A 23,066-nucleotide genomic window follows, 5' to 3' on the forward strand; every position below is an offset into this window, starting at 1 on the left:
CGCGCTAATTGAAAAATTATTTTTCTTTCTTTTTAAGCTTTTTCGCTCGTAAAGCCGCTTTGCTGACCGCTGCTGTCTGTTCGGTCGTTGGCTTTGCAATACTGCCTTTAATATCTTCAACTTTTTCTTTAACTTCTTGATTAGGCTGCGGCGGTACCGGGGCCGCGCTTTGCGCCACGGCCGGGCCAGTGGCGTAGGCCGACAATGAGACCGCTAAAACAAGAGTTGATAGAATAAGTTTCATCGTAAAGACTCCTATTGAAAGTTTTGGACTTGCGCGATGTAAGGTAAGTTACGGTAGTAACCCTGGTAGTCTAAGCCGTAACCAACCACGAATTCGTTAGTGATTTGAAAACCAACGTGATCAATTTTGCACGGAACTTTTAAAGCTTCCGGTTTTTCCAGTAACGCTACTGTCGTTACCGAAGCCGGTTTGCGCGATTCGATCGAAGCTTTTAAGTAATTCATGGTCAGGCCCGTATCAACGATGTCCTCAACTAAAATCACGTGCATCCCTTCAACCGGGCTTGCTAAATCTAAAGTGACTTTCACTTCGCCAGAAGAAGAGGTGCCGCCATGGTAACTAGAGACACCGAAAAATTCGCAGGTGATGTCCGTGTTGATCTGGCGGATAAGATCAGAGTAAAAAAGAAATGAACCTTTTAAAACACAAACCGCAACAACTTTTTGGCCCTTAAATTTCGCCGTCAACTGTTCGCCAATTTGTTTTACTTTCTCCTGGATTTTTTCCTCAGAGATATAAGATTTAAGATTCAGATTCTTTGGGTTCATATGATGTCCTTATCAGCCTTTACACGAAAGAATTATTTAACAATTCGCCAAGGCCACCGGCCCCAGGAATGATGTATTGTTTGTCATTCAACCCTTTTTCTTGGTCCCAGTAAAGGCCTAAAGGAGAATTTAAGACGTGCGCCGGAGATAAGCCTCGGTCTACGCGCAGAGCAAAAACCTTGAGTGGTGCTTTAATCGCCTGGATCTTTTTAAGATACTCAGGGGTTACGATTAAGTGCAGGGCGATATAACTTTTGACCGGTCCCTGAACTTGGCTTTGGTAATAATCTATGGCCGATAGAATCGTCCCGCCGGTGGCACCCATCGGATCGGGAAACAAAACATAACTGTTTTCGATGCTGCCGCCGATTTTAAAGCTACCTAAGTTTGTTCCGGTCACTTGTTCGTTGGCGTCGGTTTTACGTGCGGCGAAAATATGATCCTGTCTTACATTTTCAGCATTTAGAAACCAGTGCAGATATTCATAGCAGATATGGCTGGGAAAGGTTCCGGCCCGGGCTAAGTTTACCGTCACCGCTTTGGTGCTGCGGTCCAAAGTTTCAGCAGTCAGGTTTTCGCCCATCCGGGTTTTAACTTCCGTCTTACCTTTGGGAAATAACGTATTAGCCGTATGTACAATTAATCCGTTGTAGATCAGTTGCACAAGTCGGTTAATCTGCGGCTGGGTGGTTTTACTCTGGCAAAGTTCGGTCAGTAACGTTTGCAAAAAAGGATCATTGATTAAATGAAAATTCGGACCATAGTGATGTTCAGGCATGCCTTCATTTTTACTGCAGTTCGACTATGATGGCAAAAGTTGTTTTTTGATTACGGTAGTCAGCCGATTTAAAAACAGTAAATGGCGCAGTATTTGTTAGGCTGGCTTCGGTGTCAAAATAAGCGAGAAGGTCACTGCCATAAATAATATATTTTTCGCCGGCGATCAGTGTTAAATCTACGGGAATCTGCTGCGGGTCGCTTGGATGGTTTTTAATAAATACTGCGTCGAAAAATTTTGAAGCCGCAGCATCTATATTTAAAACGCTAACTGTAAATCTAATCCAATGGATGTTGTTTCCCGCAGTCACAGACTGATTTTTAACAGTAGTAAAATCCATGCTGTCAGTTTTTAAAATTTTAAAGTGCGTGCTATCGAACTTAAAATCCGGAAAAGCTCTGAATGTGACAATGTTGCCGTTTGTTCCCAGCACATAGCCGTTACGACGTTCGCTGGTGATATTGTTCAGGTAGTTAATGTCGATTTCACCCATTTGCACGCGCAATTTGACCGGGGCAGATGTTGTCTGCATTGAGTTTGCCGTGCTTGGGTCGGTTGTTGGAACCGGGGCTGCTGGCGTAGCTCCGTCAGTCGTGGTTGCGACTGTCATCTCAGTCGGACTGGCGCTGCGGGCCGCCCACGTATTAGCTTCTGGCGGAGGGGCTTCGAATTCAGCTTGGTCTTCGGCGATGCCGGCTTCAGTCACAGCTTTTGGATTGGGGCTTACAGAAGCGAACCGATTGATTTTTTGAATCCATTGTTGCGGCTGATCGGTGCGGACCACAAAGTAGGTCACGCCGATACCTAACAGAACCACCATTAAAAACTGAAACATTCCGCTTTTAACGATTTTCGTTAAAACCGGCTCCTCTTTGGGTTTGTACGCCAACATATCCACACCGCAGTTGGCGCAGTATTGATCTTGGGGTTGTCTAAAATGGCAGCGTGGACATTCTACAAGCACGCCTTAGTTTAGTGTATTCTGCCTTGACCGACAAATAAGCGAATTTTACACTCATACTTTAGTCTGGGTTTGTCTCGTAGTTATTAGTTCAAGGGGTTAGTTTTGAATCACCATGTGCCGGTTTTAGCTGAAGAAGTGATTGAGGCGTTCAGTTCAATGACGGGAAAAAATAATCTCTCGTATTTCGACGGAACTTTTGGCCGCGGTGGCCACTACACCTTGTTAAAAAATAAATACAATATCACCAGAGCGGTTGCGACCGATCAAGACTTGCAGGCGATTGCCTACGCCAAAGAAAATTACCCTGAAGTTGAAATTCATCATATTAATTTTCATAATTTTTCTGAAAGCAACAGCGAAAAATTCGACATGATCTTGGCCGATCTGGGGGTAAGTTCGCCGCAACTTGATCAGGCTGACCGTGGTTTTAGTTTTAATAAAGATGGTCCGCTGGATATGCGGATGAATCAGAATCAGAACATGACGGCGGCAAGAATTGTTAATGAGTTTAGCGAAGATGATCTGTTCAAACTTTTTCGCGAGTACGGCGAAATCCCAAATCCGGCACGCGTGATCAGGGCCATTGTCCAGGACCGAAAAACAAAACCTTTCGAGACAACCCTGCAACTAGCCGGATTGATTGAAAGAGTTGATGGCTGGCATAAGAAGGGCTTTCATCCGGCCACGCAGTATTTTATGGCCTTAAGGCTAGTGGTGAATCAGGAGTTGTACGTCGTTGAAGAAGGCATCAAAAATCTGATGCAGCAGTTAAACGATGGCGGGCGAATCGCGGTGATCTCGTTTCACTCCCTTGAAGATCGCATAATTAAAAACTTATTTAAGGACTCAGATCTAGGTTTTTCTGTAACCAAGAAAGTGATTGTTCCCTCTGAAGAAGAGTGCAAAACTAATCCTAGGGCGCGGAGCGCTAAAATGCGGATCTTTCAAAAAGGCCCGCAACCGCAAAAGCCGGATAAGTTTGCGTTACGCAGAATGCAGCGCGAACAAAATGACAACTAGATTTTGCAAATAGGAATTTTGCACCGAGGTCAGGATGAGCTCAGAGCATGTAAGGCAACTAAAGCCGTTTTTAAGTGTGTTTTTTGTTATTTCAACATTGTTTACCGTGGTGTTTTTAAAAATGGAAGAGCGTCGCATGTCTTACGTCGTTCTGAAAAACACCCGCGAATTCAAAAAAAATCAGGAAATGAAAAAGCAAAAAGAAATTCAGCTGGCGAAATTAACCCGCCCTGAACTGGTTGAATCAGTCGCGACCAAAAGGCTTACCTTAAAGCGCGCAACCCAGGCGCAGATTATCCATCTAAATCCATCAGTATCCTTAAGCTATTTGAATAAAGAGGGGCGCCCTTGAAATCCAAAATAATCACATTGTTTATTTTTGTCTGCACACTTTGGTCAGCATTGGTTTTTCGCGCAGCCTATCTGCAGTTTGTTCCTCATGAAAAATTAAATTCCCTTCAGGCAAAACAATTCCAAACAGTCGTGTCACTTCCGGCCCGCCGGGGTAATATTGTTGATCGTCATGGTAAAGAACTGGCGATGTCGTCTCCGACGTATTCGATCTATGCTGATCCGAAAATTATCGAAGATCGCAAGGGCACGGCAAAATTTTTGGCAAAAATTTTAAAAGAAAATTACAACTCGGTCTACGCCAAGATTAAAGATAAAAACAAACGCTTTGTCTGGATCGAGAGATTGGTCTCAGTTTCACAGGTTGAAGAAATCAAAACCCAAAAAATCAGAGGCTTGGGTTTTGTCGAAGAGTGGAAACGCGTTTATCCGAACGATCAGCTGCTTTCGACCACTTTAGGTTTTACCGGTAAAGAGGGGCAGGGTTTAGAAGGCTTAGAACTTTTTTACGACAAAGAATTAAAAGGCGAAAGTAAAAAAGTATCGCTGCGCAAAGATGCACGCGGGCGCCCGCTGATTCAGGACGGTATGCTTTTTACCGAAACACCCCAGGGTAAAGAAATTAAATTAACGATCGATTCAGACCTGCAGTACTTTGTAGAAACAGAATTAAAGCAGGCTTTACTTAAACACGAGGCCGAAGCCGCTTACGCTGTAGTTTTAGATGCAAAAACTTCGGCCATCCGCGCGATTGCATCTCTGCCGTCGTTTAATTCCAATGACCCTTCTAAGGTAGCTCCGGGGCTGCGCCGCAACCGCTCGGTGACTGACACGTATGAGCCGGGTTCGACTTTAAAAACTTTTGTCATCGCGCAGGCGCTCGATGAAAAATTATACCAGCCAAATTCGAAGATCTGGTGTGAAAACGGTTATTTCAAAATCGGTAAACGTGTTATCCGTGAGGCCGAAGCCAATCACTCACAGGGTATGATATCGGTGAGCGAAGTTTTAGCTTATTCATCAAATATCGGAACCAGTAAAATCGCCTTGAAGTTAGGTGATGCCAAATTGCGAGAAGGCCTCATGAAATTTGGTTTCGGGCAAAAAGCCGGAACTGATCTTCCGGGCGAAGCTAAAGGAATTATTCTTGGGCTTCCTTGGCGAGATCACTTACTGGCAAACGTTTCTTTTGGTCAGGGTATGACCGCTTCACCATTGCAGATGGCCAACGCCTATGCCGCCATCGCCAACGGGGGGGTATTAAACGCTCCGTACATAGTTGAATCTATCACCGATTTAGAAACCAACCAGACCGTAACTGCCGCAACCAAACAAATTCGCCGTGTAATTTCGGAAGAGACCGCACAGCAAATGCGCCTGATGTTAGCCGGTGTGACTTCAGGTAAGGGTTCGGGGGTTTCCGCAAGAGTTGATGGTTATATTGTCGGTGGCAAAACCGGCACCGCCCAAAAAGTTCGTACCGAAGGGCGTGGCTATATTCCCGGTGGTTATATTGGCAGTTTTACCGGATTTATCCCCGCTACCGATCCGCAGTATGTGATCTATGTAGCTTTAGACTATCCGAAAAAAGGCTACTACGGATCGCAGGTTGCGGGCCCGCTGTTTTCGCGCATCGCTTCTTATGCTGTTCGCCGCGAAGGTGTGGCACCTGATGTGCTGGCCGAGAAAAATGTCTCCAATGTGCCGCTAGCACAAAGCGAAAAAACTGAAAAAGAAGTAGAAGAATTTGCTTATGCGGATTTAAATAAAGCTACAGCGTTGTTAACTACGGTTCCTGACTTTAAAGACTTATCTATGCGTGAAGTTTTACAACAGACAGCTAATCAGAATATCAAAATCAAAATGATTGGCCGTGGAAAAGTCGAACAAACGTCTCCGGCAGCCGGTGAAGCTTTGGGTGAAGACCGCACAATGACGATCATGCTTAAGGAGTAGCACATGAAATTTTTTACTGTAATTCTGATGGTTTTTTCCTGTTCGTTTGCGATGGCCGAAGTACCTCCCGCATTAATTAAAGTCGGAAGTTTCGCTGAAAAGAATATCGATCCTAATATCATGAATATCAATTTACAAATCTGGGCTAAAGCTGCGACGGCGGCACAGGCACAGGAGTTGGCGAACAAACATGTTAAACGTGTTAAAGAGTTAACAGATAAATTCAAAGTTAAAAAAGAAGATGTGCAAACCGAATACTATAGCGTGACGCCTGAATACGCTTACGAGCACAAAACCGGTATCAGCCGTATTCAGGGTTACAGCGCCATGCATTCGCTGACCGTGACATTTAAAAACCTTGATCAAGCCGGTCAGTTCATCGATCAAGCCGCAAGTGGTAATAAAAATGATAAAGAAAAATCAGGTGTGACTATCGGCAATATCGGTTGGGATTCAGATAAAAAAGGCGAGGCTGAAGAGGCGTGTATAAACCAGGCGGTGAAACAAGCGCGCGGCCGAGCTGATGATTTAGCCAAAGCGGCCGGTGTAAGAATCAAGGGTGTTTACAGCATCACCAACCAACAGGTTTTTGCCAACTACGAATCAGCACCGATGGCGGGAGCTGCCCGTGCCCAAAGCAAAATGATGATGTCTGCAGATATGGAATCTGGCGGCACAGAGCTGAGCCCCGGTAAAATCAAGATTCGCGCTGACGTAAATATCGAATATCTAATTCAAAACTAGCTCAACTTGTTAAAAAGCAAACAAAAATAGGCGCTAGGCGAAAACAAAGCGCCCCATTCCGTGGTACATTCTAACCATAACGTGTATTTGTCTTTGCCAAATCAGTAATTTGGCTTAAAAACAAGTGCATGTTGGATGGTAATTTAAATTTCAAAGATCGCTACGAATTGCTTCAGACTATCTCTGAGACGGACCGACTACTTGTGTGTCGTGCCCAAGATAAAAAAAACCATCAAGCGGTTATACTGAAGCTTTTAAAAAGAGCCAGACAGCGTCGTCGCGATATCGAACGTTTTAAAAATGCCTATAACGTCGGAACCAAGATTAACCATTCAGCGGTTCAAACTTTAGCGCTCGAGTCATCTCAAGAAGGTCTTATTTTGGTTTTTGCTGATGATCACAGTGAAACCTTAGAAACACAAATTTCTGAAGCTATCGGCTTGCCTGAATTTTTAAAACTCACTGTAAAAGTAACGGAGGCAGTGGCGCATTTACATTCTCAGGGAATTATTCATTGTGATTTAAAACCCCAGAATATTTTAATTCATCCGCAGACCGGTGACATTAAACTGATGGATTTCGAACTGGCAGCCTATTTGCCGCGCGAGCAGCAGGTCATGCCTAATCCATCGTTGATGGAAGCTTCTTTGCCTTATATGTCTCCCGAACAGACCGGAAAAACAAATCATGCCATAGATGTTCGCAGTGATTTGTATTCTTTAGGAATTATTTTTTACCAGTTGTGGCTGGGAAGACTGCCGTTTCAGGCTGAAGATCCGCTGGGGTGGATCTACAATCACTTAACGACAGCTCCGCCTTCACTTTTTAATATCCGCCCGCAAACACCGGTTATGGTCTCTGAAATTATTGATAAACTCTTAAGGAAAGATCCTGATGAGCGTTACCAAAGTGCCTTGGGTTTGCAGCGCGATTTGCAACGCTGTTTAGACACGATCGCTTTAAATGGAACAATACCGACATTCACCCTGGGGCAGGCAGATATCTCTAATCGTTTTCAGATTCCGCACCGGCTGTACGGTCGTGAAAAAGAAGTCGCCCAACTTTTGACTGCGTTTGATCGTTTCACTGAAAACGGAAATCCAGAGTTGGTTTTAATTTCCGGGTATTCTGGGGTGGGTAAGACTTCGCTGATTCGTGAGCTACATAAACCCTTAGTTAAACGGCGCGGATTTTTTCTAAGCGGTAAATTCGACCAGTTAAAAAAAGGGATTCCTTATGCCACCTTATCGCAGGCTTTTCGCAGCTTTGTCTTAGAGCTATTGGCCGAACCAGAAGAACAGATCAGTTACTGGAAGAACAAAATTCAGAAAGCTTTAGGGATTAACGCCCAGCTGTTGATTGGCTTAATACCAGAGGTAGAATTAATTATTGGCCCGCAGGCGCCTGTACCAGAAGCGCCTCTTTCTGAAGAAGAAAACAGATTTCGCACTGTGATCCGGCAGTTTTTAATGGCCTTAACCAGCGAACAGCATCCGATTGTATTGGTTTTAGATGACTTGCAGTGGGCTGACCAAGCCAGTCTTAAATTTATTCACGATGTTGTAACCAACAGCGAAGTAAAGTTTCTATTTTTAATCGGTGCCTATCGTGATAACGAAGTCACCGCTTCGCATCCGCTGGCTTTGGCGATTGCTTCTTTGAAACAAGAAAATGCAGCAGTTTCGGAATTGGTCTTAAATTCGCTATCTTACGAACATCTGGCTAAACTGATTGCTGATACACTTCATAAGCCTCTAAAACAAATAGAGATCTTAGCCCGCGAGATTTACAATAAAACCGCTGGTAATCCTTTCTTCTTTACGCAGCTGCTGATTTCACTGCATCAGGATAAATCAATTTATTTTGATCAAGGCCTGCAAGAGTGGAAATGGAGTCTGGAAAATATTCGCCAGCAAAATTACGCCGACAATGTTGTGGATCTTCTAGTTGAAAGATTGCGTAAGTTGCCATTGGCTTTGCAAGATACGCTGGCCCTGGCGGCATGTGTAGGCAATACCTTCAGCAGTGAAATGCTCATTCTGATTTCCGGCCTTCCTGAAGAAACGGTCAGTGAAAATTTATGGGGAGCCATTCGTGAAGGACTTATTTTACAAACACCGTCAGAGTACCGATTTTTACATGACCGGGTTCAGCAAGCGGCCGTAAATTTATTAACGCCCGAACAAAGGCAGCAGACTCATTTGCGTATTGGCCGCCAGTGGTTATTACACGCGAGTAATGCTGAGCTGTCAGAGCATATTTTTGATATCGTCAATCAGATGAATCAGGGAATCGGGTTAATCGAGGATCAGCAAGAGCGCGATAAATTAGCTGAATTAAATCTTAAAGCCGCGCAGCGGGCCAGACAATCGGCTGCGTATGAACCTTCAGTCGGTTATTTAGTGGCCGGAATGTCACTTTTAGGCGAGGACGCTTGGCAACGAAATTTCGATTTAATGTTTTCTCTGCATCTAGAACGGGCGCAAAGCGATTATTTAAGTCGAAATTTTGAAAGTGCTGAAATTTATTTTAATAACTTATTAAACCGCGGGCGAAACCGAACAGAAATGGCTGCGATTTATGCCATCGGTATTCAGCTTTACAGTAATCAAGCCAATATGGCTAAAGCTCTTGAGTTAACCCGGTCATATCTGGCTTTATTTAATATTCAGTTACCAGAAAAACCGACCATCGAGCAGGTAGCTACAGAAGTTAATAAAATTTTAAACGAATTGCAGGGGCGCTCTATTGAGTCGTTGTTGCAATTGCCTGTCATGAAGGATGCAGAAAACAAAGCTTTGCTTTCAATTGTTTTGGTCAGTCTGCCGGCAAGTTACATCTTAAATGAAAAATTATGGGCCTTATCAGTCTGCTTGAGTGTTTCTCTTTGTCTGGCTCACGGAAATTCCGAAAATTCAAGTTTGGCGTATTCGACGTTTTCAATGGTGTTGGGAGCTTTTTTTCAGAAGTACCAAGAAGGTGCGCGCTTTGGCCAGGTGGCTATTGCATTGGCGCAGCGATATCCAACGGAGGCCATTAATTCCGCCGTCTACACAACTGTGGGAAGTATGGTGACTCATTGGGTGAAACCGTTTAACGAAGGAACCCCTTTAATACGCCGCGGCTACCAAGTCGGAGCCGAAACCGGCAACCAAACATGGGCTTGTTACGCCTGCAATTTATTGATTTCGTCGCTGTTATCCGAGGGGTTGCCGTTAAGTGAAATTCAAAAAGAAGCTGAAAGCAGTCTGGATTTTGCGGTACGTGCTAAATTTCCAACACAGGTTAACGGCATTATGACAAACCAGCTATATATGCAGTGGTTACGCGGCGGAAATCAGATTGATGAGGCTCATCACGAAGCCAATTTACTTTCTGTTCAGTGGCCGATTGAGCTGTGTTGGTTTTATATTCGCAAACTTCAGGCACATTTTATTTTCGGTGAATATGAAAAAGCATTAGACGCGGCCAAAAAAGCAGAGCCGCTTTTGTGGACGTCTTCAAATTTCATGCAGGTTGCCGATTATGCAGTTTTTCATGCACTCGTTTTGTTGCAGCTGGGCCTTATGGAAGGCGTACAGAAACATATCGACGAACTTGAGATTTGGCAAAAAAACTGTCCTGAAAATTTCACCGATAAGTTAAATTTAGTTTTAGCCGAAAAAGCCCGCATCAGCGGAAAAACCCTGGAGGCTGAACATTTTTATGAAAAGGCCATTCAAGCAGGTAAGAAAAGCGGATTCAACCATATCGAAGCGATTGGCTATGAGTTGGCTGCAAAATTTTATGCCCAAAGGGGGTTTGCGGTTACCGCTGAGGCCTACTTGCAAGAGGCCCGTGCCAGTTACATGCATTGGGAAGCTAATGCAAAAGTATCAGACCTAGAAAGTAAGTATCGCTTTGTCCGACAAAAAAGTAATGTGTTTCGTGAGTCAGATACTTTTACGGCACATATTCCAGAATTAGATTTCTTCTCTGTTATTAAAGCATCGCAAACAGTGTCAGGAAAGATTTTACCAGGGGATCTTTCGGAGACCTTGATGACTGTTGTTATGGAGCACGCAGCAGCTCAAAAGGGCTGTTTGATTTTAGTTGACCACGAACAATTACGAATTGTGGCAACCAGTCGTTCTGATAATAACGGCATTCATGTTCAGCTCTGTTCTAAGTCTCTGCTCGAGGGCGGTGAGTTAGTTCCGGTAGCGATTGTGCAATATGTGGTCAGAACAGGGACTAAAGTTATTTTAACCGATGCCACGAAAAATGCTGAGCCATTTGGTAACACTGATTACATACGAAAATATCAGCCAAAATCAGTTTTATGTTTGCCGATTTTGCGGCAAATGAAGCCGGTGGGTTTTTTATATTTAGAAAACACTTCTATTTCAGGGGTTTTTACCCCGGATCGTTTATCAGTGCTTGAACTGTTAGCTTCGCAAGCGGCGATCTCGATTGAAAACGGCCAGCTGTTGATCAATGAGTTAGAAGCTCGAAAATCAGCTGAACAAGAAAAGCAAAGACAAGCCTTTTTGGCTAAAGCCGGACAAGCCTTGTCTGAATCGTTGGAGTATGAACAGGTTCTGGAAAAACTGGGCCAATTGGTTAATTCGCAGTTAGGGGATTGGTGCGAGTTTTGTATGCTGGATGGTGATGAAATTCACCGTCAGGGCAGTATGCATGCAGATCCAGAAAAAAGAGAGTTAGTCGATCAGCTGGCAAGTCAGTATCCGTTTTCATGGGAGTCTCAGCATCCTGCAGTTGAGGTCTTGCGGACCAGAAAGCCGATGTTGATCTCATCGCTGACACCAGATCTTTTGCGCAAGTACACGGTAGATGAACAGCATGCAAATATTGTTCGCGAACTCGGAGCGAAAACAGCCATCATAGTTCCGCTTCAATCTCCGCGCCGCCTGTTAGGCTCGATGACGATCGGATCAGAAAAAAAGAGCCTTCGCTACACTGAAGAAGATTTATCTTTGGTGCTCGAGCTTGCAAAGTTAGCTTCGTTTGCCATTGATAACTCATTGCTTTACCGTGAAACGCAAACTTCTGTGCAATTGCGCGATGATTTTATTTCAATCGCCTCGCATGAGCTGCGCACACCACTGACGCCAATGAAGCTGCAAATCGAAATGGTGAAACGGCAAATGCAAGACGCGGCCAAAGATCCAAGTAAAATGGAAAAGCTGGTCCAGATCGTCGGCGGTGCTGACCGGCAGATTGAACGCTTAGAAAGTTTAGTGAATGAAATGCTCGATGTTTCAAGAATGCGTGCGGGCAAAATTGTCTTAGAAATTGAAGGCTGTGATTTTTCGCAACTGGTTAGAAATGTGATTCAGCACTTTCAACCCGAGTTTGCTAAATATAAAACCTCAGTGCAGGTGAATATTCCGGAGTCAGTGCCGGGGTACTGGGATGGTAAACGCTTAGAGCAGGTGATTGTAAACCTCATTTCAAATGCCATTAAATATGGACGCGGAAACCCTATTGAAGTTTCGCTGACCACCAAAGATGATAAAGTTATCTTTTCAGTTAAGGATCATGGTATCGGAATAAGTAAAGCAGAGCAGAAAAAATTGTTTGCCCGTTTCGTCAGACTGGTTTCGGTCAAACATTACGGTGGATTGGGCTTAGGTTTATATATTGTTCGCCAGATTGTGGATGCTCATCATGGCCAGATTCAAATTGAAAGTGAAATCAATCAGGGAGCAACCTTTACAGTGACGCTCCCCTTAGACACAAGATTTTAATTGTAGGTTAAGAACTGGCGCTGGAATAAAAGCGCATACAGAATTTCCAGTACCAGTTCATAAACGTCAACAGCAGTACCGGCATGGCTACGGCCCAGGCAATAAAACCAATTTGAATGGGCTCAAGTAAAAAACGGGTCGGAATTGACGCCACCATGGCAAAGGGCAGAACAAACAAAAGCACATAGCGTAAAAAGCCTTTGTAGATCGCATCCGGACGTAAACCTAAACGAAAGATACTGTACCAAACATACTGTAAAAAATCGGCCCGCGAAAAAATGATCGCTGTCGAATTCAGCGCTAAACGGCCGACAAAGATCACGCTCAGTCCTGACGGGATTAGCAGAAATAACCAAAATAAGCGATACCAGCTGAAATCCGGAATCGCCTGCAGGGCCCAGATAAGTCCTGCTCCGGTAAAGATTAAGCACGGAATATGTGAGACTGACACTTTTTGTGAACTGATCATAAACATCGAATTCACCGGTTTGGTTAACAACAGATCCAGATTTCCTTTTCTGACTTCGTCATTGAACTTAGAAAAGTTCGGGTCCCATAAGATCATGTATATCGAATCCACAAACAGCGCCAAGAAAACAAACACGCGCATTTGCTCCAACGTCCAATCACCGATGATATTGGTGTGGCGGTAAATAACTTCGTATAACAGGAGTTGGGTGCCGTACCAGATACATTCTGAAAGCACCAGTAAGATAAAGTTAAAACGATATTCTAAATCAGCGACAAAGCTGGCCTTAAAAAATGCACCGTACAGGCTTAAGTACTTTAATAGATTTTTCACTAGGCACCGGTCCCCGTGTAAGATTGTAGGCCTTTACGCCAAAACCAAGCCCCGATTCCTATCGCAAGCAGCGTCGATATAGTGACAGAAATAAAACTCTGTAAAACTAAATCTGATCCCGCGCGGCCAGTGATATAGGCCACCGGAGTATAAACACCGGCCGGAAACGGCGACAGCAACAGGATTTTAGCAATCGCCGGTGGCATTAAATCAATCGGCACCAGTTCGCCGGCCAATAACCACAGGGTCAGATTTTTAACCAGTGTTAACGAACGCACACGGGTCATAAAAAAAGCAAAGGTCGAAATCACAAAGCTCAGGGTGTGGACTAAAAACAGATAATAAAATACCAAGGCAATGGCCAGTGGTAAGCGCGAGTAATTGACCGGCAAATCAAAAAATAACGAAACTGCCAGCGGCGCAACCATAGAGATAAAAGTGGTGGCTATTTTATAGCCCATGAGCTGCGACAGATAATACTCGTAAAAGCTGATCGGCCGGGTCAGGATCACGTTGATCGAGCCGCTGGCCACTTCTTCGACCATCATGGATTCATACATCCAGCTGACGGCAATACGGCCCAAAAACGGGGCCCACACGCCGTACGCCAGGTAATTCTCGCGGCCGAAGCCGCCGATCTGTGCGGCATTGGCGGTTTCAAAAATTGCAAACCACATTAATAGTTCGATACCCACCGTAATTAACGGTTGCACGAACGCATCAATAAAGAAATTGAAGCGGTATTCTAAATTTGTGACAACGGCAAGCTCGCTAAACGCGAGATTCCTTCGCCAAAAAGCTGTGAATGACTTCTTCAAAATCAACCTCTTCGATTTTTAAATTAACGACTTCGCCGGATTTAACCACTTCGTTCAGTTTCTGCGAAAGTTCTGAATCCTGATAGATCAGTTCACGCTCCTGCGGGTCGTTTTTGTAGCGGTAAATTAGTTTTTTGCTGGTCTCGGTAGTCTGTAAAAAACGATCAACCGTACCATCGTAGACCATCTCACCCTTAGAAATTAAAAGTAAACGGTCTGCCAGTTGGGCGATATCATCCATGTAGTGCGATGTTAAGATCACAACCGGTTTAAATTCTAACACATAGGTTTGCAAAAAATCACGAATCGCTGTCTGGGCAACGATATCTAACCCGATGGTCGGTTCATCTAAGAATAACACGCGGGGAGAGTGCAACAGTGAGCCGATGATTTCCATTTTCATACGCTCACCCAGGCTTAGGCGGCGCAGCTGCGTATCAAGTACATGGTGGCAGTTTAACATCTCAGCCAGATCTTCAACGCGTTTTTTCGCGGCGATGACATCTAAATCATAGATCTTGGCCAGCAGTGAGTAACTGTCACGGGCAGAAATATCCCACCACAATTGGTTTTTTTGTCCCAACAGTAAACTCATCTGGCGTAAAAAATCGGTTTCGCGTTTCCAGGGCTCAAAGCCTAAGACGCTAACTTCACCTTGAGTCGGGTAAATTAAACCTGATAAAATTTTAAGTAAGGTGGTTTTACCGGCACCATTTGCGCCAACTAAACCTACGATCTGTCCACCTTCAATTTCAAGGGATACATTTTTTAAAGCGGCTTTTGCGGTGTACTCGCGGCTCCAAAGGCCTTTGATCGAATTAAGAACACCTTCTTTTTTCTGGTAGGTTTTGTATTCACGGCCTAAATTCTGCGTTTTAATCGCGTAACTCATAGTAACCCGTTAATGTATTGTGTGATTCCGGTTAATGCCTTCGGCGGAATTTCATGGCCACCAGGAAACGTTACCCACTGAACGTCTAATTCTTTTTGTTTACATAGGTTTAATAATTTTTGGCTGCCTTTAATCGGCAGTACCTGGTCGTTTTCACCGTGGCATAAGAAAACCTTGGCCCCTTTTCTGGCTTCAAGTTTTTTTGTCCATTCGCTTTGACGGATTAAGCTTCCTGACATGCTGATCAAGCCCAGCGGTTTTTCCGGTGCCTGCAGGTAAATCTCGGTAGCGAGCATTGCTCCCTGAGAAAAGCCGCCTAACATAACTTTGCTCCACGGAACTTTAAGATCTTCAATCATTTTGATAATTGCAGGAACAAGAGCTTCCATTGAATCTGGTGTGTAATCGCTCCAGTCATTCGGAAGCGAGCTTAAAGTTAAAGGCCACCACGCACGCCCGGTCCAGCCCGGACCGATCGGAACTTCAAATACGCCGTTCGGAAAACGCCAGTTCACTTCTTGATTCAACGAAATATAATCGCGTAATCCTTCGAGATCATGTGCATCGGCACCGAAGCCGTGAAACAGAATAACCCACGGACGGTCCGCAGCATCGCAGGATGTGTTATTTGCGTCTGCAAGATGGTCAAAATACTGTATACGTTTGAAGTTCATAAGAAAGTATCCTATGCTTTTTGCAATGAAACTGCAGCAGTTATTATCATTTTCTGATCTTGGAACGCAAAGCCAATCGCCGGCGCTGGAAAGCGAAGTGAGCGGTATTTTTTTTGATGCCCGTCAGGTTCAACAATCCTCTGTTTTTGTCGCGATCAAAGGCACACAGGCCGATGGCCACAAATATATTGGCGATGCCATCAAAGCTGGAGCAATAGCTCTGGTGGTCGAAGATAAATCCGCAGTGCCTGAAGATTATCAGGGGCAAGTTACCGTAGTGCCTGATTCGCGTCAGATGCTGGATTTGCTGGCAGCCAGATTTTACGACTACCCCTCGCAAAAGCTTTTCTGCTTCGGCGTAACCGGCACCAATGGTAAAACTTCGATTACCTACTTGCTTGAACACATTTTAAATAGCCGCAATAAATCAACAGGCGTCATCGGTACGGTTAATCACCGGGTCGGTCACAAAACCTGGGAGAATCAGGGCACTACGCCCGATCCGGTTACACTGCAAAGCCGTCTGCATGATTTTGTCAGCGAAGGAGCCATTGCGGCGGCCCTGGAAGTGACGTCGCATGCCCTTGATCAGCGCCGTGCCGACAGTGTGCATTTTAATACGGTGATTTTTACTAATCTTACGCATGATCACCTGGATTATCACAAAGACATGAAGACCTATTTCGAATCCAAACAACGTCTGTTTACCGATTTGATGTGGTCGTCATTAAAGCGCCCGCTGTTTGCCATTATCAACACGGATGATGAGTACGGCAGAAAATTAAAATTAGCCGAGCCGGTATTAGGTTGGACCTACGGGCAAAACGAATCTGATTTTCAGTTTAAAATATTAAAAATGAATTTTGCCGAGACCGAATTTGAACTAAAAACGCCGCTCGAAAATATTACGGTCAAAGTTCCGCTGACCGGTGTGCACACCATCTATAACGTGGTCGCAAGTCTGGCTGCGTGTTTAACCTGTGGCGTGACGTTAGAGCAGGGGATTAAAGCTTTAGCCGACTTCAGTGGTATTCCGGGGCGATTACAAAAAGTGGTACATTCATCTGATAAAACTGTTTTTGTCGATTATGCGCATACACCCGACGCTTTGGAAAATTCTTTAAAGTCATTATTAAAAGTTAAAAACGACGCCAAACTGACAAGCCAGATTATCACGGTGTTTGGCTGCGGCGGTGATCGTGATAAAACCAAACGCCCGAAGATGGCAGAAATCGCTGCCCGTTTAAGTGATTATGTGTTTTTAACATCCGATAATCCGCGCACTGAAGATCCTTTTATGATCTTAGACGATGCTGAAAAAGGTTTTCCGCAAAATTTTAAAAATTACACCAAAGAAGTCGACCGTGAAAGAGCCATTCAGCAGGCGATCAATGTGGCCAAACCTGGCGATGTGATTTTAATAGCCGGCAAAGGCCACGAAGATTACCAGATCATCGGCACAGCAAAAACTCATTTCAGCGACTACGAAGTGGCTGAGAAATATTTAGGTTAAGACATGAAACCACAATGGACACTCGAACAGATCGCAAAATGGTCAAACGGAAAAATCATTTCTACCCACCAAACCACATTCCACGAAGTAGGCACCGATACGCGCAAAGATTTAACCGGTCAGGTGTTTGTAGCGTTAAAAGGTGATAATTTTGATGCCCATGATTATTTGGATAAGGCTGTAGAAAAAGGTGCCGGGCTGTTGCTGGTGCATCGTTTAGATGCCAAATTTCACGATTTAAAAAACAAAGTTAGTATTATTGAGGTAGCTGATACCTTAAAAGGCTTACAGGATTTTTCACACGGTTACCGTAATACTCTGACCACAAAAATTATCAGCATCACCGGCTCTAACGGTAAAACCACGACCAAAGAATTTACTGCAGCGATTTTGTCGCAATTTAAAAAAACCCATTTTAACCAGGGCAGTTTTAATAACCACTGGGGTGTGCCGTTAACGCTGCTGCAGATTCCGCCGAATGCGGATTTTGCCGTGGTCGAAATGGGTATGAATCACGCCGGTGAAATCACTGAGCTTGTAAAAATCGCCGATCCGGATGTGGTGGTGTGTACCATGGTCGGCCGTGCGCATATCGAGTACTTCGGTACGCAAAAGAAAATCGCTGAAGCCAAAGCCGAGATCTATATGGACTCACGTGAAGACACGATCCGTGTTTTTAACCAGGATCAGGATCTGACTTACGATATGATGTATCCGATCGCCAAGAAATACCCGGCAAGCCGTATGTTAAGCTTTTCTGAACGTAATAAAGATGCGGATGTGTTTTTTAAAATTGAAGAACTCTCAGCCGCCGGTTTGAAAATTTCTGGCAACATCGCTGGCCACTGGGGTTCAGCTGATGTGCCGGTGTTCGGAAAACATAATTTAACCAATTTGTTAGCGGCAGCCAATTTGGCTTACGCAGTCGGTATGCCGGCAGAAAAAATCTGGGCCGCCTTACCAGCGTGTAAATCAACCTGGGGCAGAAACCAGTTTGTTGAAACTACGATCGGCGTGCAGATTTTATTTGATGGTTACAACGCCAACCCTGACAGCATGAAGGCGCTGTTAGAAAATATTCCGCTGTTAAAAACCAACGGTAGAAAAATCGGCGTCTTCGGGCAGATGAAAGAATTAGGTGCGCAGGCCCAGGAGATGCACCGTGAATTAGCAGTGGCGGCTTCGATGAGTGGCTATGATTTTATTTATTTCATCGGCGAGAACTGCAAAGATTTCGAAGACGGCTTAAAACACACCGATTACAAACATTATATAGTCGATACCGATTTGAGTGAAAGCATGGGGCAGCACTTTCTTACCCATATCGCCGCCGGTGACCTGATCACCGTTAAAGGTTCGCGCGGGGCCAAAACTGAACGTTTTGTCGAGCTGTGTGAGCCGCTGAACTGGGAGAAGAAGTAGTTACCAAGACCTTGGTCGCATTTATTAAACATTAGTTTAGAAACACAACAGACTTAGCCGATCACTAGTGCAAACACTATAAGGATCGGCCCATGTCGCAATCAAGAAGAGATTTTTTAAAACAAACAGGCGTTCTGTCTGCAGGTTTACTTACAATCCCATCGATTGGTTCAGCACAATTTGATTTAAATATTCTCGCTACCGGTAAGTTCGGGGCTTATCCGATTCACCAGGGTCTAACCCTGCAGGATTTAACTTATCTGACGGTGTTACATCCGGTCAGTGCCGCGCTTTCTTATGAAGCGGTGGATAGTAAAAATCAGAAACTTCCGGTGCAGCTGTTGCAGGTTAACCGCATGAAAGGTTCAGAACTGCAGTTAGATAAAATTAAAATCAGCGGCCTTAAGCTCGGTGAACAGTATCGTTTTCGCGTGTTAGATGCGAAAAAACAAATTGTCGATGAACGATTATTTAAAGCGCTGGATACCAATAAGAAAAATCCAAAAATTGCGGTTGCCAGCTGCATGTCTGATTTTTTTAGAAGAGCCAGTACGATCATGTGGGCTAAGCTGCATTCGCACAACCCCGATGTGGTGTTTTTGGTCGGTGATACTTGTTATGCCGACCAGGGCAGTGACGGCACGCGATTGGGTTTTTGGACCCGCTACGTAGAAACCCGTTCACGCATCGGTATGTTTCGTCACCAATCACTCACACCGATCTTAGCGGTATGGGATGATCACGATTTTGGTAAGAACAATGCAGATAGTTCATTTGCCGAAAAAGATTTTATGCTTAACCTTTTTTCGACGTGGTGGTTGCACCCGGAAGAAAATGGCTATCGCCGAGGAGCGGGAATTTCGCAGGTCTTTACAGCCTTTGGACAAAAATTTTATTTGATGGATGGGCGCTATTTCCGTTCGGCAAGGGTTTATCACGGTGCCGAGCAGGAAGCAGAGTTATTTGCATCGTTAAACGAACATGACCAGCCGTCATGGTTAATGAATGGCAGTCAGTTTTTTGGCGGCTATTTAAAAAAAGAAGGCTACGAATACACCCACAATGCGCAATTTAAGCAATTTTGTGCAGAGCTTGCACGTGTGAAAGCGCCGGTGTGTTTTGTCTCTGGTGATGTGCACTTTTCAGAGTTGATGCAGATCGAACGTGAGGTCTTGGGCTATCAGACTTACGAGATCACTTCGAGCTCAATGCACAGCTTTACCTTTTTACAGATGCACAACCGTAAGAAGAACCCACGTCGTGTAAAAAAATGCGGCACGAGTAAACATAACTTTACGATTATCACGATTGATAACACTTCGGATAAGTTTAAGTTCCACGTTTCCTGTCAGGGCGACGAAAAAGAAGTTTATTTTCAGAAATCAGCCGAAATTATCCGTTAGTACACTTTGCTTAAATCGCAAGAATACTTTCCCGGCGCGTAGTTAAACATACGCGTCTTACATAATTCTTTAAAGTGCGGGTCGTTGTTAGATGCCGAAGCGTAGGGAAAGATCGCAATGCCTCCGCGCGGAGTAAATTCGCCGATCACTTCAATATATTTCGGCTTCATTAATTTAACCAGGTCGTTGCAGATTGTTTGAATGCAGTCTTCATGAAAATCGCCGTGGTTACGAAAGCTGAAAAGATAAAGTTTTAACGACTTGCTCTCGACCATCTTTTTGTCGGCAATGTAGTTAATAAAAACTTTGGCAAAATCCGGTTGGCCGGTTTTAGGACAAAGTGAAGTAAACTCCGTGCAGACAAATGTAGTCCAGGCCACGTGCTCCGGATTTTTATTATCAAAAGCTTCTAAATGTTTCGGTGAATATTCGAAATTGTACTCAGTGTGGTTTTCGCCAAGTTTAAAATTTTTAAGTTCTGCTGCAGATCTGCCGGATTTGTTTTTCTTCATATATGCCCTTGCGTGCTTTTAAGCACGAAAGCTTCATACCTGAAGTGGAGTAAAAATGCTAATGCTTTCGTCAATGGCAGAAAAACTGCGCCACTCTGATAGGTTTTAAAAACACAAGTATTTTCAAATACTTATAAACTTTTTCTTGCTATTCATTCACTGAGTGTGCTAGTTATCTAAAAATGTTTTATCAATGGTTATACTCACTTGCAGAGCAACACTCGATTTTCAACGTTTTCCGTTACATCACAGTAAGAACTTTTATCTCGTTTTTTACGGGTTTTTTCTTATGTTTGATCTGGGGTCCTTACTTTATCGAAAGTTTAAAGAAGAAACATTTCGGTCAGTCGATCCGCGATGATGGCCCGCAAACCCACAAGAAAAAAGCCGGTACGCCGACGATGGGTGGATGGTTGATTCTCTTAAGTACGTTGATCTCGTTAGTGCTGTGGATCGATGTGTTAAATCCATTGGTGGTCGCCACTGTCATTATTACCTGGGGCTTTGGCCTAATTGGCTACGCTGATGATTACTTAAAGGTCTCAAAGAAAAATACCAAAGGTTTGTCAGGTAAACTGCGCTTAGCCGGTGAATTTTTAATCTCCGGTATCGCGTTGTTTATTTTAATTAAGTACTACAACTTTAATACCGCGTTAACATTACCGTTTGCTAAGAATATCTCGTGGGATTTAGGTTACTTCTACATCGTGTTCGGTGCTTTGGTGATCACCGGAACCGCAAATGCAGTTAATTTAACCGACGGGTTAGACGGTTTGGCGATCGTGCCGGTCATTATTTCGGCTTCGACGTTAGCGGTCTTTGCCTACGTTTCAGGTCATGCTTCAATTGCCAACTACTTACAGATTCCACACATTTCAGGTGCCGGTGAGCTCACACCGCTGGCCGCCGCAATGATTGCGGGAAGTCTGGGGTTTTTATGGTTTAACACTTACCCGGCGCAGGTATTTATGGGCGATGTGGGAAGTTTAAGCTTAGGTGGTTTTTTAGGAACCATGGCTGTTATCACGAAGAATGAATTATTAATGATCGTATTAGGCGGTGTGTTCGTTGTGGAGGCGCTATCAGTGATCACGCAGGTTGCGTCGTTTAAGCTGACTGGTAAGCGCGTTTTCAAAATGGCGCCGTTACACCATCACTTCGAACTGGGTGGTTTAACTGAAACCAAGATCATCGTTCGTTTTTGGATTATTTCAATTTTATTAGCGATGCTAAGTTTAGCAACGTTAAAGTTAAGATAGGATTAAGTTATGTGGACAGAGTTATCAGAACTAAAAGATAAAAAGATTCTTGTCGTAGGCCTTGGTAAGACGGGTGTGTCTTTAGCTAAATTTTTAACAAAATATGAAGCTAACGTGACCATTACCGATCATAAATCAAAGCCTGAGTTATCGGCGCAATTAGACCAGCTTGAAGGATACACCAACATCAAGTTTGAATTGGGTTCACATTCGCCAAAAACCTTCCTGTCGCAGGATCTGGTTATTCTGTCTCCGGGTGTGGCGTCGCACTTAAAGATTTTTGAATACGCCCGCCAACAGGGTGTGAAAATCACTGGTGAATTTGAATTTGCTGCGGGTTTTATCAAAGAGCCGGTCGCCGCGGTAACCGGTACCAATGGTAAGACAACAATTGCACGTTTAGCTGAATCAATGCTTAAAGATTCTGGTGTAGATGTCTGGGTGGGCGGGTCAAACGAAAACCCAATCACCAATTACTTGCTTGAAGAGAAAAAAGCCAAGCTGGTGATCGCCGAAGTTTCAGGTTTTATGCTTGAACACTGCGTGAACTTTAATCCGGCGAACGTGGTGTTTTCAAACTTAGCTGAAAATCACTTGGACCGTTACCGATCGATGGAAGAGTACGTCAACGCCAAACGTAAAGTGTTTAAAAACACTAACCAGGCGACCACCTCAATCTTAAATGCCGACGATAATGCGGTAGTTGAATTAGCCCGTGATCCGGCGGTACAGCGCGGTCGTATTTTCTACTTCTCAAGAAAGCCGGCCTTAGAGCCGCAAATCATGAATATTGGCGGCGCGGTGAACATCGGCGACGAGATCAAGGTGCGCACGGGTCCAGATATCGAGACTTTCAATGTGAAAAACATCAAGATGAAAGGTAAACACTCGATTGAAAACGTGATGGCTGCCTTACTTTTAGCGCGCGAATACGGCGCAACCCATGAAGGTATCCAGAAAACCATCGATGGTTTTGGCGGCTTAAAGCACCGTTTAGAGTACGTGCGTAAAGTGGGCGGGGTCCTGTTTTATAACGACTCTAAGGCCACTAACGTGCATGCGGTTTTACGCTCTCTGGACTGTTTTGATGAAAACGTGATTTTGATTGCTGGTGGTAAAGATACTAACCTTAACTACGAGCCTTTACGTAATATGATTAAACGTAAGGTGAAGTCGTTAATTCTGGTGGGTGAGGCTAAAGAGCGCATCAACCGCGATTTAGGTGATTTTACCGAAACTTACCTGATCGGGACGTTTGAAGAGGCGGTTTTGATCGCCTATCAAAAATCTCGTATCGGCGATATCGTGCTTCTGTCTCCGGCCTGCTCAAGCTTTGATATGTTTGACAGTTACGAAGAGAGAGGCGAATATTTTAAAGAGATCGTCAAAAAATTCAGATAGGTTGTTAGCTTTAAC

Annotated in this window: 19 protein-coding genes; 10 read left to right on the plus strand and 9 right to left on the minus strand. The window is 44.2% G+C overall.

Features of this window, described 5'->3' with window-relative positions:
• Positions 1 to 16: 16 nt before the first annotated feature.
• From AC04MM_RS07955 to AC04MM_RS07970, 4 genes are read right to left on the minus strand one after another with little or no spacing between them, the layout of a single operon-like run.
• Positions 17 to 244: a hypothetical protein gene (locus AC04MM_RS07955; protein WP_475379812.1), complete on the minus strand. Its 228-nt coding sequence runs from the start codon at positions 242 to 244 to the stop codon at positions 17 to 19.
• Between the two features lie 11 nt (positions 245 to 255).
• Positions 256 to 792 (minus strand): hypoxanthine phosphoribosyltransferase, encoded by a 537-nt coding sequence (gene hpt, locus AC04MM_RS07960; protein ID WP_475379813.1) that lies wholly within the window; start codon positions 790 to 792, stop codon positions 256 to 258.
• A gap of 19 nt (positions 793 to 811) precedes the next feature.
• A complete protein-coding gene (locus AC04MM_RS07965) occupies positions 812 to 1,570 on the minus strand; it encodes a uracil phosphoribosyltransferase (RefSeq protein WP_475379814.1) in 759 nt (252 codons plus the stop codon).
• Between the two features lie 10 nt (positions 1,571 to 1,580).
• Positions 1,581 to 2,468: a hypothetical protein gene (locus AC04MM_RS07970; RefSeq protein ID WP_475379815.1), complete on the minus strand. Its 888-nt coding sequence runs from the start codon at positions 2,466 to 2,468 to the stop codon at positions 1,581 to 1,583.
• Positions 2,469 to 2,636: 168 nt separating this feature from the next.
• Here AC04MM_RS07970 and rsmH point away from each other — a divergent pair, with 168 nt between their 5' ends.
• From rsmH to AC04MM_RS07995, 5 genes are all read left to right on the plus strand, one after another.
• On the plus strand, positions 2,637 to 3,554 hold the full coding sequence (rsmH, locus tag AC04MM_RS07975) for a 16S rRNA (cytosine(1402)-N(4))-methyltransferase RsmH (protein WP_475379816.1): 918 nt from the start codon (positions 2,637 to 2,639) through the stop codon (positions 3,552 to 3,554).
• Positions 3,555 to 3,588: 34 nt separating this feature from the next.
• Positions 3,589 to 3,906 (plus strand): histidine kinase, encoded by a 318-nt coding sequence (locus AC04MM_RS07980; RefSeq protein ID WP_475379817.1) that lies wholly within the window; start codon positions 3,589 to 3,591, stop codon positions 3,904 to 3,906.
• Positions 3,903 to 5,861, plus strand: a complete 1,959-nt coding sequence (locus tag AC04MM_RS07985; RefSeq protein ID WP_475379818.1) for a penicillin-binding transpeptidase domain-containing protein — start codon at positions 3,903 to 3,905, stop codon at positions 5,859 to 5,861. Before AC04MM_RS07980 ends, AC04MM_RS07985 begins: the two co-directional genes overlap by 4 nt.
• Before the next feature lie 3 nt (positions 5,862 to 5,864).
• Positions 5,865 to 6,605: an SIMPL domain-containing protein gene (locus AC04MM_RS07990; RefSeq protein WP_475379819.1), complete on the plus strand. Its 741-nt coding sequence runs from the start codon at positions 5,865 to 5,867 to the stop codon at positions 6,603 to 6,605.
• A gap of 128 nt (positions 6,606 to 6,733) precedes the next feature.
• Positions 6,734 to 12,355, plus strand: coding sequence for a sensor histidine kinase (locus tag AC04MM_RS07995; protein ID WP_475379820.1), 5,622 nt, complete (start codon positions 6,734 to 6,736; stop codon positions 12,353 to 12,355).
• 7 nt (positions 12,356 to 12,362) lie between these two features.
• On the opposite strand, the gene AC04MM_RS08000 is transcribed toward AC04MM_RS07995, so the two are convergent.
• From AC04MM_RS08000 to AC04MM_RS08015, 4 genes are read right to left on the minus strand one after another with little or no spacing between them, the layout of a single operon-like run.
• Positions 12,363 to 13,157 (minus strand): ABC transporter permease, encoded by a 795-nt coding sequence (locus AC04MM_RS08000; protein ID WP_475379821.1) that lies wholly within the window; start codon positions 13,155 to 13,157, stop codon positions 12,363 to 12,365.
• The gene (locus tag AC04MM_RS08005; protein WP_475379822.1) at positions 13,157 to 13,870 is read right to left on the minus strand and encodes an ABC transporter permease; all 714 of its coding nucleotides are present in this window, start codon (positions 13,868 to 13,870) and stop codon (positions 13,157 to 13,159) included. The genes AC04MM_RS08000 and AC04MM_RS08005 overlap by 1 nt, the downstream gene beginning before the upstream one ends.
• 58 nt (positions 13,871 to 13,928) lie before the next feature.
• A complete protein-coding gene (locus tag AC04MM_RS08010; RefSeq protein WP_475379823.1) occupies positions 13,929 to 14,867 on the minus strand; it encodes an ABC transporter ATP-binding protein in 939 nt (312 codons plus the stop codon).
• A complete protein-coding gene (locus AC04MM_RS08015; RefSeq protein WP_475379824.1) occupies positions 14,864 to 15,541 on the minus strand; it encodes an alpha/beta hydrolase in 678 nt (225 codons plus the stop codon). The genes AC04MM_RS08010 and AC04MM_RS08015 overlap by 4 nt, the downstream gene beginning before the upstream one ends.
• 25 nt (positions 15,542 to 15,566) lie before the next feature.
• Between AC04MM_RS08015 and AC04MM_RS08020 the strand changes: the two genes are divergently transcribed.
• The 3 genes from AC04MM_RS08020 (at position 15,567) to AC04MM_RS08030 (ending at position 19,879) form a co-directional block, all read left to right on the plus strand.
• Positions 15,567 to 17,054, plus strand: coding sequence for a UDP-N-acetylmuramoyl-L-alanyl-D-glutamate--2,6-diaminopimelate ligase (locus tag AC04MM_RS08020; protein ID WP_475379825.1), 1,488 nt, complete (start codon positions 15,567 to 15,569; stop codon positions 17,052 to 17,054).
• A gap of 3 nt (positions 17,055 to 17,057) precedes the next feature.
• Positions 17,058 to 18,476: a UDP-N-acetylmuramoyl-tripeptide--D-alanyl-D-alanine ligase gene (locus AC04MM_RS08025; RefSeq protein WP_475379826.1), complete on the plus strand. Its 1,419-nt coding sequence runs from the start codon at positions 17,058 to 17,060 to the stop codon at positions 18,474 to 18,476.
• 92 nt (positions 18,477 to 18,568) lie between these two features.
• Complete coding sequence (locus tag AC04MM_RS08030) at positions 18,569 to 19,879, plus strand: metallophosphoesterase family protein (protein ID WP_475379827.1); 1,311 nt, start codon at positions 18,569 to 18,571, stop codon at positions 19,877 to 19,879.
• Here the strand turns inward: AC04MM_RS08030 and queF are convergent.
• Complete coding sequence (queF, locus tag AC04MM_RS08035) at positions 19,876 to 20,391, minus strand: preQ(1) synthase (RefSeq protein WP_475379828.1); 516 nt, start codon at positions 20,389 to 20,391, stop codon at positions 19,876 to 19,878. The genes AC04MM_RS08030 and queF overlap by 4 nt on opposite strands.
• Positions 20,392 to 20,573: 182 nt before the next feature.
• Here queF and mraY point away from each other — a divergent pair, with 182 nt between their 5' ends.
• Together mraY and murD are read left to right on the plus strand one after the other, a co-directional pair.
• Entirely contained in the window at positions 20,574 to 21,650 is a 1,077-nt protein-coding gene (gene mraY / locus AC04MM_RS08040) for a phospho-N-acetylmuramoyl-pentapeptide-transferase (RefSeq protein ID WP_475379829.1), read from the plus strand.
• Between the two features lie 9 nt (positions 21,651 to 21,659).
• The gene (gene murD, locus AC04MM_RS08045; protein WP_475379830.1) at positions 21,660 to 23,051 is read left to right on the plus strand and encodes a UDP-N-acetylmuramoyl-L-alanine--D-glutamate ligase; all 1,392 of its coding nucleotides are present in this window, start codon (positions 21,660 to 21,662) and stop codon (positions 23,049 to 23,051) included.
• The last annotated feature ends 15 nt before the right edge of the window (positions 23,052 to 23,066 follow it).

Source organism: Bdellovibrio sp. SBM16, from assembly GCF_056175625.1.